Raw genomic sequence first — 17,247 nt, forward strand, 5'->3', positions numbered from 1 at the left:
TAAAACTGTTTGTCGATGGATAACGAGCTAGTTGCTATAGGTGTCTTTCAAATAAGCTGCTAATACGGGATGGTATGTCGTGTAACCATTGTTTTTTTCGTTCATCAATATATCAATTTCCCCCAAGAAACGTTCTACCTTTGGGGTAAATATTTGTAAACTTGCCGCAATTTCTTTTGCGGATAAATACTGAGAAGTTTGTGCAAGAAAAGACAGAACTCTTTTTTGGTCTTCGTTGGGAGCATAGTGGCGTAACCATTTGCCAAAGTAACGCTTTTGTAATACACTATTTTCCCCTGCTGTGACACATAGCCATATAAACTTTGCGCAACCCAAAGTGTAGGCAATCACTTTTTGTGCGTCGTGTTGTGGAAAAGCCTCCGCAAAACTTTGGGTATTGATAGGGGGAATATCAACACTCGTATCATAAAATTGTGGCACAGGCTCACCAGGACAAGCGGTGACAATCCAAACAATATTTGCTGGATAGTCGCTCCCTAAAATGGTCAGCCATTCTTCTTTCCACCATTCCTTGACAAATATCGAAAATAAACCATCAATGGCAATGACAAATTTTTGTTGTGGATGTTGTTTGGCTAGTTCACATAGGTGCTGGATTAACTGTTGTTGCTTTTTTGGTACGGAGCATGCTTGTTGTACGTGATCACATAACTTTTTATAGAAAGTTCGCAAAGCGACTGATGGACGTATTTTTAGAGGGCTGTCTTCAATCGAATACTGGCATAATACAGGAAACGTCAAGTTGCGAATTACGTAAGTTTTTCCGCCACCAGGAGGCGCCCATAATACTATTTTGTTCTTGCCCTCTGCAATCGTGGAGTTTATTTGTTCGAAGATAGGGGTGGAAAAATGTTTGTTGGGTTGTTCCTGTACTGTGGAGCTAATCCCATCTTTCTGCTGTAAATATTCTTTGTAGCGATCGCCAATGGCAAAGTCGTCGTAAAACGACTCTTTTTTCTTCGGCGCATTGTGGAGTGCCAAAATCTTGTCTTCCTGATCCCAAGACACAAAAGGGGATAGATTCAAGTACACTTCTTGGTCGCAAAGCGTTGTCTGATTACCGAGTGTTCGTGGATGTAATTCTCCCGCAGAGTTGACTTGGTATTTTTCGTCTTCGACGGAAATGCCTAAGTCGTATTCGTGCAAAAAAGATAGATATTCGCGATGAAAAAATTCTATTTTTTGGACGATATGCGTCGCAAATTGTTCATTTTGCGCAGCACTACCATGACGTACGTCGTTGCGAAATTGCAAAAAATCAGAACTCAATGCTACGAGATCGTTGTCATGTCCGTATTTTTGTAAAAAGTCCACCCAGCGGATAAAATGCGTTGCGGTATAGTTTTCATCGTAAAAAAACTCACCTATTCTACGTGTTAAGTACAACCAACTTCCAAAAAATGATTTTTCAAAACTGATAAAAATAGCGTGATCAATGGCCACATTTTTTTTGGCGTAGTCGCGATACAGGGCGGTTGCCACAATACCCGTAAAGTGAATCATATTTTCAATGTGCTCACAACATAGGTTTACTTTTTCGTATATATCTTCTACATGTAGGGCACTGTAATCTAATAGTTGATAAGGTTTTATGTTTTGCGTGTACATTTTTATTTTCCCAATAACCGTGCCCAACAGCACGCCGTTTTATTTAAATGAAACTACTTTATTTTGTCCATGTTAGTGGACGAGTATTTTTGGAGAAACGTTTGCTTCGTAATACGAAAATAGCATTAAAAATAGAAGTAGTTGCTCCATATCCATGAAATTTCTTCTAAAAAATTATGCCCGACAGCTCTACTCGAAATTGCGGTGGGCATACTATATTTCATAATACGGCTGATGATGTGATGAGATAAAGCTAGCGCGTATATGTTGGGATATTTTTGATAGCATTTGGCCCAGAAATACATCAAATACATAGTACCGAGCATGACAAATGGATTAGGCGCGTGCATAACGACGAAGAAACCAACCACTATGAGTAGGCTTCTATGCGCTGACCATTTTCTCACGTGACGATGAAAAAAACATTGGATGGCAAATTGTTGTAACAAAGCACTGATGGGAACAAAAACAACGAGAAGGAATACCAACCATTCTTTGGTGGTATTTTTGTACAATACGTATATTGCCCCGCCAATGGCTACGGCAAAAAATAACCACGGTGATATGTTGTAGAGAGGGAAAAAGTTTTCTAAAAACTCCGTGCGTAGATTTAAACTGTTGTACGACCATCCGATGGTTAACAGGGCTGCGACAGCAAACAAGGAAGGGGCAAATAAATAGCGAATTGCTGTGGAGAAATTTGTGACCTTTACACCTAAGTCTTGTAATTTCGGACGTGAGAGTACAAAGCGTAGCAATGCCCAAATGGCGATACTTATGTAAAAAATTTGTTGCCACGAGAGTATAAATGAAATATCGTTACCAATAAATTGTAGAGGAGGAAACCACAAAATAATCGCAACAGCAACGCCCATCCACATTAACTCAAACATCTCGTACTTAGGGTGCGTTACTTTACTCAGTAATGCCGCTAACAACAGCAGTATGATACAAAGTATCCATAAGCATTTTTGGTAGTTTGTCGAAGATTTTATGTCGACACTTTGTATTTTCAACTTCGAGTCTATGTAAAAAAGACCATATTCAAGAAGTTCTTCGCCATCTTTTGCAATAAATAATTGTAATTTCAGTATGGCTTGTGGTTTGATTTTCAAACCGGATAGCAAGATTCTTTTTTTATTGAGTTTTATGAAGAAGAACCCACCGCGATTACGTCTATTTTTATAACCACGGGGCAATTCGTAGCGAATGTTAATTTCATACAGTCCCCGAGAAACTTTCGGAAGAAACCCTTGCGCAAGATAACCACTTACGACATGCTTAACTTTAATCTTTGCGGGGGTGTTTTCAGGGAAAGTGAGTTGTTGTGGATCTATACTAAAGTGATAGTCATTGCAGTAGCGAAATGATGCATAAGCAATGACCAAAGATAAAAGCACTGAGAAAATGGATATTGTTTTTGTTATTGTTTTCATGTTTCGATTGACTTAGAGTAAACCTAAGGCGCCCCAAATGTTTTATTTTTTTACCAAACTGTTCACATGGTCAAGCACTTCTTTTGCACACCCCCACGAAATAGTGACACCTGCACCGCCATGTCCGTAGTTGTGGACAACAGGTACGGAAAAGGAGTGGTCTATTTCCAAACGTACTTCTTTACGCGCAGGGCGTAATCCTGTTTCGTACTTGAGTATTTCAGCATTCTCCAAAGAGGGGTTTAGATTCGCACAGCGACGTTGGATTGCTTTTGCGGCTTCCATATCAACACTAAGATCATCTGTCGCTTCTGTGGTTCCTCCGAGAACGCAGTTATCTTTGCGCGGGATGATGTATGAAAGACAATTCGGACCGTTTTTGAAATCGTGGCGAAATTCGCGAATTTGTGGAGCATGTACTTTTAAAATGAGTCCCTTCAACGGGTAAACTTCTTTATCGTTCACTAGTTCTCGTGATCCGAGTCCTGCACAATTGATGACGATGTCGGCTTTGACATCTTCTATATGGGATATTTTTTGTGTTATCTTTTTCCCGCCACCATCGAGAAAGCGTTTTTCCAACCATGGCATGTAGTAGTGCATATCGATAATGGGAGTCAAAAACGAGAAACCATCTACATAACCGGATGGAATTTCATCGCCACTAAGACGGCGAAAATCTTTAACAAAATGTTGCCACCATTGCTCAGGCATTTTTAGGCCAAATAGGTCATAGCCAGGAAGAAAGTAAACGCCAGACTCCGGAGATTCTTCGCCGATATCAAAAAAAATTTCATAGGATTTCTTGCCCCATACGGCTACTTTTTCCTCTGGTTCTACGGTAAAAGGATACCATACGGCAGCAGCAACGTCAGAAGTGGTGTTTGGTGTCCACTTATCGGAGTATAAAGTAGGAGAAAAACCTGCTTGTTGTAGGCAAATAGCACAGCTTAACCCAGATATTCCCCCACCAATGATTGCTATTTTCATGGAAAACACTTTAAAAATGGTTGTGGTTCGTTGTTCAGTCCACCTATTTGCGAAGGACTACAAAATTTTATTTTAACATTTTGCAGTAGATTTGCACAAAATTTAATTGATGACACGTTGTATAAATTTGCTAAAATTGTGCATAAATTTAACGGTGTTATCGATATTATGTCGGGAACGGGATTGGGAACGGGATCGGGAACGTATGTATAAGGATATACAAATGGATTACGCAAATATATTAGGAAAAGAATTAAAACTCGCCAACGGATGCACGATCAAGAATCGCTTTATGAAATCCGCAATGAGTGAGGTCCTTGGTTCTCCCAAGTATGCGCCAACAGCGCGTCATTTCAAACTTTATGAAACATGGGCGCAAGGCGGAACGGGTTTACTTTTTACCGGAAACGTTATGGTGGATTCGCGCTATATGGGAGAACCGGGAAATGTGGTTGTGGAAGATGATGAGCACATGGATGCGTTGCGTGTTTGGGCGAAGTCGGGTACGGCAAATGGAACGCAGTTATGGATGCAGATCAATCATCCAGGGAAACAAATACCTAATTTTTTGTGTAAGGAACCTGTCGCACCTTCGGCCATTCCTCTTGCGTTGCCGATGTTTAATAAACCTCGTGCTTTGACCGGAGAGGAAATTCGCGATACGATTCGTCGCTTTGCAAAAACAGCTGCGATTGCCAAAGAAGCGGGATTTACAGGGGTACAAATTCACGGAGCACATGGATATCTTGTGAGCCAATTTCTTTCGCCGCTGCATAATGAGCGCCAAGACGAATGGGGAGGAAGTTTGGAAAATCGCATGCGCTTTCTAGTCGAAATATACCAAGCGATGCGCGAAAGCGTTGGTGAGAAGTTTCCGATTTCCATCAAGCTGAACTCCGCGGATTTTCAGCGCGGTGGATTTTCCGAAGAGGAATCACTACAAGTCATTGAAAAAATTTCGCAAATGGGTATGGATCTGATCGAAGTTTCTGGGGGAACTTACGAAGCCCAGGCCATGACGGGAAAAAAGAAAAAAGAAAGCACCAAACAACGCGAAGCATATTTTCTCGAATTTGCCGAAAAAGTGCGCGAAATTACCGATGTTCCGATAGCGGTCACCGGAGGATTTCGCACGGCGAAGGGGATGGCAGAAGCGATTGCCAGTAACAAAGTTGACTTAGTAGGTCTGGCAAGACCACTTGCCGTTTTTACCGATATACCTAACCGCATTTTAGGTGGCGAAGATTTTTCGTGTGAACTTCCGGAAAGTGTCAAAACGGGTTTGAAATTTATTGATAATTTGTCGATGCTGGATTTGACATGGTATGAAATTCAGCTAGCACGTATTGGTCAAGGTAAAAAGCCAAAGCCAAATATGGGAGCATGGTCGGCATTAGCCCGAACAATGTTGGGCGTTGGTTGGAAAAATTTGCGCCGTCGTCGTGGTTAATATGTGTTTAAGTAAAACCGAGCCCGCTTCCGAGCCCAAGCCCGGCCCGAAAATCTTCAAAAAGAGATAACAAAGAGAACTTTGGCGATAAACACCTTGATGTTGGCGAAGTAAATCAAAGCGTACATAAAAAAAACGAAAGCGGGCTCGGGCTCGGAAGCGGGCTCGGGCTCGGGCTCGGAAGCGGGCTCGGTTTATACTTAGTGTTTGGATGCACTTCGTATATAAGATTCCAATACGCGTTTGTGCTCAGATCCAAGGGAAATTGCTTTTCGCCATGCGGCGATAGCTTGTTTGTTTTTTCCTTGTTTTTGATATAAAACTCCGAGGTTGGCATAGGCATTGGAGTGTTTAGGATGTAGCTCAATCGCTTTTTTTATATGAAATAGGGCTTTGGAATAGTTATTTTGTTTCATATATACCATTCCCAGGTTGTTGTGCACTTGGTAAAAATCAGGATTGAGTTTCAAGGCATGTAGGTAGTCTTCTTTGGCGGACTCTTGTTGTCCCAGTCTGGCGTATAATTTTCCTCGATTGCAGTAGACACCATAGTACTTTGGATTGTGTAGAATAGCGCTTTTGTAATCTTTCATTGCCGCAGAAAAATTTCGCATCTCTTCGTGTAACAATCCGCGATTTGAATAGAGGTTAGACGATATGGGAGACAATTCAATTGCTTTGGCATAACATTCCAATGCACGTTGGTATTTCTTTTGACGGCGGTACAGTATTCCTTTGTTTCCATAGGCTTTGCCGTTGTCGGCGTTGAGGGAGATGGCTTTGTCAAAATCGCGTTCGGCCAGTTCGTAATTATTTTGATTGAGATAAATATATCCGCGATTTGTGAATGCTTTGTAGTCGTTGTTAATCTTAATTGCTTCGTTGTAGTCGCGTATTGCTCGTTTGTAGTCTTTCATTTTTTGATAAATAAGCCCACGATTGGTGTACGCTTTTGCGTAACGAGGACGTTTCTCGATAATTTTATCGTATATTTCAATCCCTTTACTACGAAGTTCTTCGGTTTCAGAACAAACAATACCATACAGCATAAGAACGTCGATATGCTTTTCCAAATCCGTCATGATATCCAGTTTTTCCAATTCGCGAAAAACATCATTGAGTTGTTGAATAAGCTGTACGTTTTCTTTCAAAGCACCATTAATTTCGTAAATACTGTAAAGAGTTGTGAAAGCTTTTTTCGCGGCACTTAGGGCGTTTTGTTTTTGGCGAAGTAGTGTTTGCGAATATTGTTTGTACATCGAAATATACAAAATAATGGCCGCGACGATCACTAAAAATATTGTGCATACACTGGAGACAAGTAGCTTGTTGCGGCGAATAATGGTTTGTGCCGCGGCTAATTTCGTGTAACGTCGCGCGCTAACGATATCTCCGCGGAGAAAATTTCGCAGATCTTGCTCTAAACTTTTTGCATCATTGTACCTTTTGTAAGGATTTTTTTGGAGACATTGCAAACAAATAGCTTCTAGTTCCGTGGGTATTTGTGGATTGATACTGCGTGGAGGTAGTGGATCTTCTTTCGTAATTTTGTAGGCAACGGTGGCATAAACGGGACTATAAAAAGGTAAGGTCCCTGTTAGGACTTCATACATTGTCGCTCCAATGGAGTATATGTCGCTGCGTTTACCTATCTTTTGGCCATTGATTTGTTCCGGTGACATGTAGTAAGCCGTCCCTATGACTTGTCCACTACATGAAAATTGCCGATCACTTTGTTTCTTTTTTATAAGGCCAAAGTCCATCAATTTGGGATGGTTGTCTTTTGTAAGAACAATATTTGCTGGCTTTATGTCGCGATGTACGATACCTTCCTCATGTATACCATGCACAGCATTTGCGATTTGGCAAAAAATATCTGCGACAACGTTGGGCGAGAGATGATTTTGTGACTCGGTGTAGAACGACAGATCGTGTCCAACGAGGTATTCCATTGTGTAATATAGGTTGTCGTGATCTCCTACTTCATAAACCTTGACGATGTTTGGGTGATCGAGTTTTGCTAAGGTTTTTGCCTCTTGTAAAAAGCGTCCTATTTCGCTCCTTCCACCACTAGAAAGCAAAATTTTTAATGCCACAGGTCTTTCGCTACGTGGATCGTAAACTTTGTAAACCGCTCCCATCCCACCACGTCCTAACTCTTGCAAAACATGGTAGTGCAAAAATTTATCTTTAAGAACGGTATGTTGTGAACTAAATGGTTGAGTAACTGCTTGGCTCTGCCGACTTTGGCTTTGCCATGACAAAGCGGAGCGCACAATGTCTACTTGGCTGTTATTGACATGTTTATTTTGCATTAGACAGTCTGAAAGACTGACATGGCGGCCAAGTTGCCTTAAGTGTTGTTGCAGTTTGAGGCTTACACTGATGGCTTGGGGAGTTGTTATCTTTAATTCCAATGCTTTTTGGGCGAATAGTACATCTTCAGGTTTGCTATCTGACATAGGAAATTGCCTCCAACACATTTGCTAGATTTTATCAAAAGAGAGTTTTAGGAGTCTCTCCTGATAAAATCTAGCTTTACTTTACTCTATATCTAGAATGTCTCCATCATTCGCGATGGTAAAGTCTACTTTTTCTCTATGTTCCAGCACTTCGCGATGGGCGTGGAGTAAGATGATTTTTTTGGTATCTATGCGAGTGCTGTTTTCATGGATCTCTTCATAGGAGCAGTGACCTATCCGCGGTTGCGGTTTTTTATAGTGGAAACATTCACAGATTAGACAATCACTATCTTTGGCTAAATCAACAATACCGTCATGCCACTGTGTATCTCCGGTAATTGCGATACATTTGCCTCCGATAGAAATTCGATATCCCAAAGATTCGGGAGCATGTTCCATCGGAAATGTTTCGACGATCGCCTTATTATCTAAAATAGTGTATTTTTGGTGTGGCGCGTATTCAACCATTTCTCTCACAAAATTATCATTCGGATATAATCGTGGATAACTTAAAGAAAAAAGTTGCTGACAACGTTCTTTTAAACCAACAGGACCCAAGTATAGCAAATTGCGCTTTCTGGGAAAGTCAAATATTAAAGATAGATCTAAGTGTACGGTGCCCAAAAAGTGGTCCGCATGAAAATGTGTAAATAGCACCGCATCAATGGTATTGGGGTCTATTTGCATTTTTTGTAGACGTTGTAGAGTGTTGGCTCCACAATCAACTAACAACGTAAAGTTAGAAGTTGTCAATAATAACGCTTGTTGGGCACGCCCCCCTGAATTGGAGGCGTCTCCTGTACCAAGGAAAGTGATTTTAACGCTCATATCTACTATTCCTCATTTTTAAAGCGACCAGAGATGGCAACAACTACAAGACTTACCAAGCCTAAGTAGATGAGTTTTGTGTAATCCGCAACATAACCAAGAGCCACATTTGCATGCCCCTGCCATTCACCGATTGCACTGTGGAGCACCACCACTTCTTGTGGAACGTTCGTCATCATGTATAGAGATGTCCATGCACAAAAACCTAAGCATGCTAAAGCACCTATTAGCATTCTTTTATATAGCTTTACTTTTACTAAGCAATATAGTACGCCCCACAACCATACGAAAACGAGGAGTGCCTGACTCACAAAATTCACTGTTCCCATAAATACAGCGTTTTCTGGCGAAGTAAGTGGTGAAGTTTGTTTTCGATCACTCTCTTGAGGAGTTTCCGTTTTGTTTGTAGCGTCGGTGTTTACACCAGTGTCGGTATTTGCATCAGTATTTGCGTCGGTATTTGCATCAGTATTTGTGTCGGTATTTGCATCAGTATTTGTGTCGGTATTTGCATCAGTATTTGTGTCGGTATTTGCATCAGTATTTGTGTCGGTATTTGCATCAGTATTTGTGTCGGTATTCACATCGGTATCGGTGTTCATGTCGGTGTCAGTGTTTACGTCGGTGTCGGTGTTTACATCGGTGTCGGTATTTACATCGGTGTCGGTATTTACGTCGGTATCAGTGTTCATGTCGGTATCGGTATTCACGTCGGCATCGGTATTCATGTCGGTATCGGTATTCATGTCGGTATCGGTATTCACGTCGGTATCGGTATTCACGTCGGCGTCGGTGTTCATGTCGGTATCGGTGTTCATGTCGGTGTCGGTGTTCATGTCGGTGTCGGTGTTCATGTCGGTATCGGTGTTCATGTCGGTGTCGGTGTTCATGTCGGTGTCGGTGTTCATGTCGGTATCGGTGTTCATGTCGGTGTCGGTGTTCATGTCGGTGTCGGTGTTCATGTCGGTGTCGGTGTTCATGTCGGTGTCGGTGTTCATGTCGGTGTCGGTGTTCATGTCGGTATTGATGCCAGCGTTTACATCCGTGTCAGTGTTCATATCCGCATCGATATCAGGTATGTTGCTATCTGTGTTGTCTTCGGGTGTTGTGAAATCCTTTTCATCTTCGCCGTTTTCGTCGGTAAAATCTTCGCCGTCTTCAATGTTATCGTCGCTGTCATTGGTCTCTTCTGCGCGATCTTCACCTGCATTGACAACTGCATCGTAAATGTTCTCTGGCATTGCGATGCTGTTTGTGAAAGTACTTGCTCTTTTGATCGCTTCTTCTCGAACTATCTCTCCGCGAAGAAGTTGTATATTAACGCGTAGCAAATCATAATATTGATTTTGAGAAGTTATCTTGTCAACTATGTTGTTTTTCTGGTCAACTACAATAGTTGCGGGTACGCTCTCATAGCCAACTTCGTTGAGCAACGAGCGATCTTGATCTATATAAAGAGAAAAGTCTAGAGAAAGTCTATCACTCAGATCTTTAAGCGCTTCGGTGTCAGGCTCAAATTCTAGAGACGACAATAAACAGACAAATTCTATGTCAGAATATTTTTTTTTCAGTAATTTTATCGAGTATAAAAGAGGACTGCTTATCGTTTCTGCCTCGTCAAAAAAGAGGATAATTTTGGCAGATTTATGATCTTTACTGCTGTATACTTTGCCATCTAAATTTTTCACTTCAAAATCCGGCATTTTTTCTGCATTCAGACAAATACAAGAAAATAATAATACTAATATCAATACCATTTTCTGCATAATACGTTCCTTAAAACTTCTATACGAAATTTCGCATAACTATTGGTCGTGTTTTCGAACATTAAATTGTAAATCCCAAGAGTGCTTATTATCTGTTGTGCGACATGAAATCTCCAAAGTCCCCACCTCTGTGACCTTACTATGTAGTTTCACAGGTACCATTTCTCCTTTTTTAACGCCTTCTTTTACACTTAGAGTTGTCTCTAGGGGGGAACTACTTTGCAATGTTTCTAGGTCATCCACATCGTCTCCAATGAGGTCTTCCTTGCGTGTATTGGAACTAAAAAACGGAAACTCTACTGGCTCGCCGATCATAAGTCCCAATTCTGTACCTGGTACGTCACTTTCGCTTCCTTCTTCCATTCCACTGGGAATAACGCATAGTCCCCTTAGTGGAGGAGGTACGCCTGGAATGGCGGGCATAGCGGTTTCAATCCCGAGGTAGTAAGAACGTGCGACACCTCCGCGAATGCGAATCCCTTCTCCGTGTTTTGTCGTACCATAGTACACGGCACCAATTGCCACCGAAGTGTCAAGATCGTGGCTGTTAAGAGTTTTTACCTGGGCGTCGGGTAGCCACGAGTTAATGACAGATGTGACTTGTTGCTGTAAGACATCGGCTTTAAAAACGCCGCCATTAAATAAGACAGCTGTCGGACGAATAAGTTCCTGATTGTTAGAATTTTGTTGTAAGAATTCTGCGATATGTTTTGTAATCGCCGGTTCTGTTGCATACGGTAAGCCCATTTGCATGAGACCTACTTTGTGTTTTTGTACAGAAAAATTATGAATATCTACTTCGGGGAAAAAACCATTCTTCGCTACATTCTCTAATTCTTCGCGAGTTAGTTTTGCTTTCAGTGTTCCACCGATTAAACTACTACTGCGTCCTAAAATAGCAACATTGGCTTTTTTGAGTGTTGGATCGCTGAATAATGCTTCTTTGGCTTCACAGCAACTGTACCACAAGGATAGCGATTGCCATGGATCGAGTTTGGCCTTGGGGAGCTTTGCACTAATCAAATGCGCAAGGGCCAAATCGATATTGTCGCCACCTAGTAAAATGTGGTTTCCTACAGCAATACGATTTAACTCTAAGTTACCATCTTGTTCCTCAACAGCAACGAGACAAAAGTCGCTTGTCCCACCTCCTACATCGACAACTAAAACTACATCTCCAACTTGGAGTTTATTACGCCAGTTTTCTCCTTCTCGATATAGCCAAGCGTAAAAAGCGGATTGTGGTTCTTCGAGTAAGGTGGCCTCAATTCCCGCAGCTTTGGCTGCTTTTACTGTCAGCTCTCGGGCAACAGCGTCAAATGAGGCAGGAACCGTTAAATAAATTTCTTGGTCAACAAATGCTGCGTTTTTTTCTTTGCGAAATTGGTGATCCCAACTCTCTTTGATATGCGATAGGTATCTTGTGGAAGCCTCTACCGGCGAAATTTTTTCCAGCTCTTCCTCTCCTTGGAAGGGAAGTAACTTTTCTTCGCGATCTACCTGTTGGTGAGATAGCCATGATTTCGCAGAACTGATCATTCTTCCGGGAACTTTGTTACCCTGTTTACGTGCTAGTTCTCCGCTACAGTACCCCATATTTTTATTCCAGGGTAGAGCAATTTGTTTCTTGTTTAAATCGTGTTCTCCTGGAATGTATAAAAAAGATGGTAAAGACTTGCGCTCTTCAACATGACCCTCCTTGGTCAGTTGCAGTATTTGAAACAATTCAATTGCAGAATCTGAACCCCTTTTCTTGTATGCGACGACAGAGTTTGTCGTTCCTAGGTCTATTCCAATAATGTAGTTTCCATCCATCTCGCGTTGCCTCTATCTATATTTCTACTTCTGCTTTTGCAATAACCGATACACTTTCTTGTGTGGGAAGTTTTTTACTTGCGACGATTTTCCATCCATGGTGCTGTACAGTTCCTTTGAAAGGAGGATTTCCTGTTACCTTCCCTACTAATTTTATGGCATTTTTGTCAAAATTTTCAACTATTTTTATTGTTTCGCCTTCAGATTGTTCGGTGATTGCTTCGATGGTGAACACTTTGTGAAGTGCTTGACGCGTTTTGGTGTGAACTTCGCGAACCGCAGCTCCAATTTGTTCGTCATCAAATTCTGAGATATCCTCTTGTAAAAAGTCGACTAAGCGACCTTCCTCTTGCAAGAATGCCAATAACAATTTTGCATCCTTCAGTGGTTCTTCTTTACTTTGCAAATTGTTGGCAAAATTTCCATCAGCAAGGGCGCGAAAAAAACAACGGAAGGCGTTTAACAACCTCTTCATCAGAAACTCCTTTTGATTTTGTTAAAAATTTTTAGTATTGTAATCCATCAGTGATATTTGAGCAAACAATAAATGGCTTTTGCAATCAATTTATTTTCAGGATACTATTGGTATAAATAAATGATTTGTGCCTAAAAACGATCCCGATCCCGACCCCGTTCCCGATCCCGAAACTTACTTATTTTTCGAGATCAGGATGGGAAACGATCTACTCTTTTTAATGGCGCAAGTCGTATAGACTACTTCTACAATAGCACCATGACCATATACACGATGGGAAAATTTATGCAAGAAACACCTTATTTAGTGGGGATTGATTTAGGGACGACGAATTGTAGTGTCGCATATATTCATCGTTCGCGTAAGCGTTCACAACACAAGATAAAAATATTTGAAATACCACAAATTGTGTCGGCAAATGCTATTGAGGAGCGCAAAACGTTACCTTCTTTTCATTATAGTTTGTCTGAGTTCGATACCTTATCCGTCGCCATGCCTTGGGAAGACAAACCATCGTATATCGTGGGGGAATTTGCCAAGAAACAAAAAATTCCCGACAACATTGTGCATTCTGCAAAGTCATGGTTATGCCATTCACGTGTTGATCGCCGTAGTCCTATTTTACCCTGGGGAACCAAAAGCACACAAAAAATTTCACCAGTGGAAGCGGCGGTGAGATATCTGAAGTTCATACAAGAAGCTTGGAATCACTATGTCGCCAAAGAGTCCCATGAGCATCTACAACAGCAACAGATTGTACTGACGGTACCTGCGGCTTTTGATCAGGATGCGCGAGAACTTACTTTAGAAGCGGCGAATAAAGCGGGATTTAAAAATGTAAACTTACTCGAAGAGCCCATGGCCGCCTTTTATTCATGGATTTATTTTTATCAATTTAAGTGGCCAAAAAAAGTTCAGGATAATATGTTGGCTTTGGTGTGCGACTTAGGAGGCGGAACTACAGACTTTAGTCTTATCGAGTTACAGCGCAACGAAGATAATTTCCAATTTAAAAGAGTGGCCGTTGGTAAGCACCTTCTGTTGGGGGGAGATAATATGGATCTTGCTCTTGCTTACCGACTGGAAAAGAGTAAACTTTCGAGTAATCAGTTTTTAGAACTAGTCTCGGCCGCACGCCATGCAAAAGAGTATCTATGGACAAGCGGTAACGAAGATAAAAACTCGGACATTACGATCATGGGCGGCGGGAGTTCTCTTGTTAAGGGAGCGAAAAAATTCGAGGTAAGTCACGAACTTTTACAAGAAGTTATCGTGGAACAATTTTTCCCGATTTTACCTTGGGAAGCTCCAGGGGAATCGAAACAATCCGGGTTGAAGGATTGGGGACTTCCTTATGAAACAGATCCGCGAATCACAAAGCACCTTTGTGACTTTCTTCATCGACATCTCGAAGAAAACACTAAACCTGATTTGATTTTGTTTAACGGGGGAGTATTGACTCCTAAGGCAATTCGCGACCGAATCGTGTCGCAATTAAAAGAATGGTTTGGTAGCTCTTCATGGAAACCTATTGTTTTAACCAACAACAAGCTCGATTTGGCCGTGGCTATTGGAGCAGCGTATTTTCATCTTGTGCAACGTGGCGAAGGCATTCAAATCGGTGGTGGTATTCCGCGTTCATACTATCTCGAAATAAAACAGCACCAGGGCAAGAAAAAGGGACTGTGTATTTTACCGTTTGCTTCGCGACAACAGCAATTTTTTGAAATCAACCAACATACTTTAGAGGTGATTGCAAAGCAACCAGTGTCTTTTAAAATTTATTCTAGTAACGAGCGCAAGGAGGATGAGTTAGGTCAGGTTGTGGACCTCGAAGAAAACATGGTGTTACTTCCTCCTGTTCAAACAGTTATTAAAGTGGGGAAAACGGCTAAGAAACGCCAAATTCCGGTAAATTTGCAAGCGCAAATGAATGAGATTGGGCTTTTGGAAATTAGGTTGGTGGCCAAAGATTCTGACCGTATTTGGCGCTTACAATTTCAAATGAGCCATGCTCAGGAACCTAAAAAAATAGAAAAACAAGTTAGCAAAAAGAAAATAGTCTTTCCCGAGCAAAAGATACGAGAGGTTATCGAAGGAGTTTTCTGTAAAGATCTAGCACCACGCACCTTGAAAAACGACATTGAAAAAATACTTGGTTGCAAAAAAGACGCCTGGGATTTACAATTAAATCGAAAGATATGGGACATTCTCATTTCTTTTGCTACACAAAAAAATCGCAGCGAAAACCACGAGGAACGCTGGCTACACCTTGTTGGATTCTGTTTGCGTCCAGGAATTGGATTCCCTGGAGATGATTGGCGCATAAAAAAATTACTTCCCATTATACAAAATCGTGTACACTTTACGCGCAACATCCAGAATTGGATGGAATATTGGATTCTACTGAGAAGAATTGCCGCTAGTTTACGAGGAGAGCAGCAGCTTAATTTATTAAAGCTTTTTGCGGAGCATTTGTTAGGGCCATCGACAAAATGGAAGATGAAAAAAACAACACGTAAACATGTAAAACCGGCCGAGAAGGTAGAAATGTGGCGTACTGTGTCTAGTTTCGAAAATTTGCCTGCCAAGGTAAAACAACAGCTTGGAGATGAAATTATACGTTTGTTCTCTAAGGAAAAAAATCTCGATCATTTGTATTGGGCTTTGGGAAGATTGGGAGCGCGTATTCTTTTTTACAATCAAAACCCTTTAGAAAAAGACCAAATTACTCCGTGGATTGAGACTCTTCTCGCTATGGAAAATGATAATTTTCATCGTCTTTCCGCGCTAGCGCAACTTGCGCGAAAATCAGGAGATCGCAGTATTGATATCGACGATGATTTGCGCCAGCGCGTAATAGAAGAATTGCAAAAATACGATGACTCTGCCAAAATAAATGAATTGTGTTCTTCTGTAGAAACGATAACTGTTCTCAATGAAAAGTTACAAAAACATTACTTTGGAGACTCTCTCCCTACAGGTCTTCTCCTAAAATAGGAGTATGTATGGTAAAAGCTATTATTGTTTATATATTTCTCATTATGTTGGCATTGATTTCTTTATTATTTTGGCATATTGTCAAGCGCAATAGATGGGAAACTGAGTTAAAACAAGCGCACAATAAGCTCCAAAAAGCCAATGCAAAATTACAAAGTGAGATAGAACAGCACGAAAAAACTATTCGTGAAAAACACAGAATTCACACGCAGCTTTTGCATACGCAAAAGTTGGAGGCTATTGGCCGTCTTGCCGGGGGAATTTCCCATGATTTTAACAACTTACTTACCGTAATTCTCGGTTATAGTGATTTAATTATGGAAGAGACATCTGACAACGGCGATGTGTATGAGTTGGCCCAAGAAATTAAACAAGTGGCACAACAAGCGACTTCGTTACCAAGGCAACTTCTGGCATTTAGCCGTAAGCAAGTGTTACAGTCTGAAATCGTCAATGTCAACAGTATGTTACAGAAGATGAGCAAGTTTCTAACGCGTATGATTCGTGAAGATATCGAATTTACCATAAATTTTCACTCTGATAATACATACGTAGAGATTGACCCTGGTCAGATTGAGCAAGTTATCATGAATTTGGTTCTCAATGCCTGTGATGCGATACCTAATGGTGGAAAGCTGTCCATTACAACGGAGCATGTACATATTAATCCTCGTGTTTCTGAGTTTATGGTAGATGCCGTTTTTGGTGATTTCGTATGTATTTGTGTTGCCGACAATGGTTGTGGCATCGACAAGGAACACCTTCCATATGTATTTGAACCTTTTTTTACGACAAAACTCAATGAAAATTCTGGGTTAGGACTGTCGGTGGTTTATGGAATTGTTAAACAGCACGATGGATGGATTCACCTAGAAAGTTCGGCAAAGCGTGGAACTTGTATTAAGGTCTTCTTGCCTTTTTGTAAAAACGTTTACTGTCATGAAGAGCAGGACCCGCAAGTATCTGTTGAGCTTTATCAAGGTCAAGGAGAGAAAATTTTATTGGTGGAAGATGACGTACAGGTATGTCGCTTTACAAGTAGAATTTTACAACGCAACGGATATGATGTTCTGAAAGCCCACAGTGCCGAAGAGGCGATAGACATTTTTTTTGAGAAGAATTGTAAGTTTGATTTGATGATAAGCGATGTTATTTTACCGAAAAAGAATGGCTTAGAGTTGGCGGAATATCTTGTTCAAGAAAAAAGTAATCTACCAGTTATTTTGTCGACGGGATATGCGGATCAAAAATTGCCTACGCATTTTACCAGTCAAAATCATTTACGCTTATTGAAAAAACCATACAGTGTCTCCGATTTACTGTATGTGATTCGCCAAACACTCAACCATCAATCCGCATAGTAAAGTGGGAGTAAATTCCCGTGGTTTGAAAATGT

11 protein-coding genes are annotated in these 17,247 nt (G+C 41.1%); 3 read left to right on the forward strand and 8 right to left on the reverse strand.

Annotated features, from left to right (window positions below; translation table 11 throughout):
* Positions 1-27: 27 nt before the first annotated feature.
* The 3 genes from UABAM_RS04615 to UABAM_RS04625 all read right to left on the reverse strand — a co-directional run bounded on the left by UABAM_RS04615 (position 28) and on the right by UABAM_RS04625 (position 4,055).
* Positions 28-1,629, reverse strand: a complete 1,602-nt coding sequence (locus tag UABAM_RS04615; protein ID WP_151966827.1) for a hypothetical protein — start codon at positions 1,627-1,629, stop codon at positions 28-30.
* Positions 1,630-1,754: 125 nt separating this feature from the next.
* On the reverse strand, positions 1,755-3,065 hold the full coding sequence (locus UABAM_RS04620) for a hypothetical protein (RefSeq protein ID WP_151966828.1): 1,311 nt from the start codon (positions 3,063-3,065) through the stop codon (positions 1,755-1,757).
* A gap of 42 nt (positions 3,066-3,107) precedes the next feature.
* Positions 3,108-4,055 (reverse strand): FAD-dependent oxidoreductase, encoded by a 948-nt coding sequence (locus UABAM_RS04625; RefSeq protein ID WP_151966829.1) that lies wholly within the window; start codon positions 4,053-4,055, stop codon positions 3,108-3,110.
* 223 nt (positions 4,056-4,278) lie between these two features.
* On the opposite strand from UABAM_RS04625, the gene UABAM_RS04630 reads away from it, so the two are divergent.
* Positions 4,279-5,505 (forward strand): NADH:flavin oxidoreductase/NADH oxidase family protein, encoded by a 1,227-nt coding sequence (locus UABAM_RS04630; protein ID WP_151966830.1) that lies wholly within the window; start codon positions 4,279-4,281, stop codon positions 5,503-5,505.
* A 200-nt stretch (positions 5,506-5,705) separates the two neighbouring features.
* On the opposite strand, the gene UABAM_RS04635 is transcribed toward UABAM_RS04630, so the two are convergent.
* The 5 genes from UABAM_RS04635 to UABAM_RS04655 all read right to left on the reverse strand — a co-directional run bounded on the left by UABAM_RS04635 (position 5,706) and on the right by UABAM_RS04655 (position 12,851).
* Complete coding sequence (locus tag UABAM_RS04635; RefSeq protein ID WP_173013136.1) at positions 5,706-7,967, reverse strand: serine/threonine-protein kinase; 2,262 nt, start codon at positions 7,965-7,967, stop codon at positions 5,706-5,708.
* 81 nt (positions 7,968-8,048) lie between these two features.
* Entirely contained in the window at positions 8,049-8,795 is a 747-nt protein-coding gene (locus UABAM_RS04640; RefSeq protein ID WP_151966832.1) for an MBL fold metallo-hydrolase, read from the reverse strand.
* Positions 8,796-8,800: 5 nt separating this feature from the next.
* Complete coding sequence (locus UABAM_RS04645; RefSeq protein WP_151966833.1) at positions 8,801-10,561, reverse strand: redoxin domain-containing protein; 1,761 nt, start codon at positions 10,559-10,561, stop codon at positions 8,801-8,803.
* Between the two features lie 39 nt (positions 10,562-10,600).
* On the reverse strand, positions 10,601-12,376 hold the full coding sequence (locus tag UABAM_RS04650) for an Hsp70 family protein (RefSeq protein WP_151966834.1): 1,776 nt from the start codon (positions 12,374-12,376) through the stop codon (positions 10,601-10,603).
* Between the two features lie 16 nt (positions 12,377-12,392).
* Complete coding sequence (locus UABAM_RS04655; RefSeq protein ID WP_151966835.1) at positions 12,393-12,851, reverse strand: DUF2760 domain-containing protein; 459 nt, start codon at positions 12,849-12,851, stop codon at positions 12,393-12,395.
* 285 nt (positions 12,852-13,136) lie between these two features.
* Here UABAM_RS04655 and UABAM_RS04660 point away from each other — a divergent pair, with 285 nt between their 5' ends.
* Positions 13,137-15,851, forward strand: a complete 2,715-nt coding sequence (locus UABAM_RS04660; RefSeq protein WP_173013137.1) for a hsp70 family protein — start codon at positions 13,137-13,139, stop codon at positions 15,849-15,851.
* A gap of 8 nt (positions 15,852-15,859) precedes the next feature.
* Complete coding sequence (locus UABAM_RS04665) at positions 15,860-17,212, forward strand: ATP-binding protein (RefSeq protein WP_151966837.1); 1,353 nt, start codon at positions 15,860-15,862, stop codon at positions 17,210-17,212.
* The last annotated feature ends 35 nt before the right edge of the window (positions 17,213-17,247 follow it).

This window comes from Candidatus Uabimicrobium amorphum (genome assembly GCF_009002475.1).
GTDB lineage: Bacteria > Planctomycetota > Uabimicrobiia > Uabimicrobiales > Uabimicrobiaceae > Uabimicrobium > Uabimicrobium amorphum.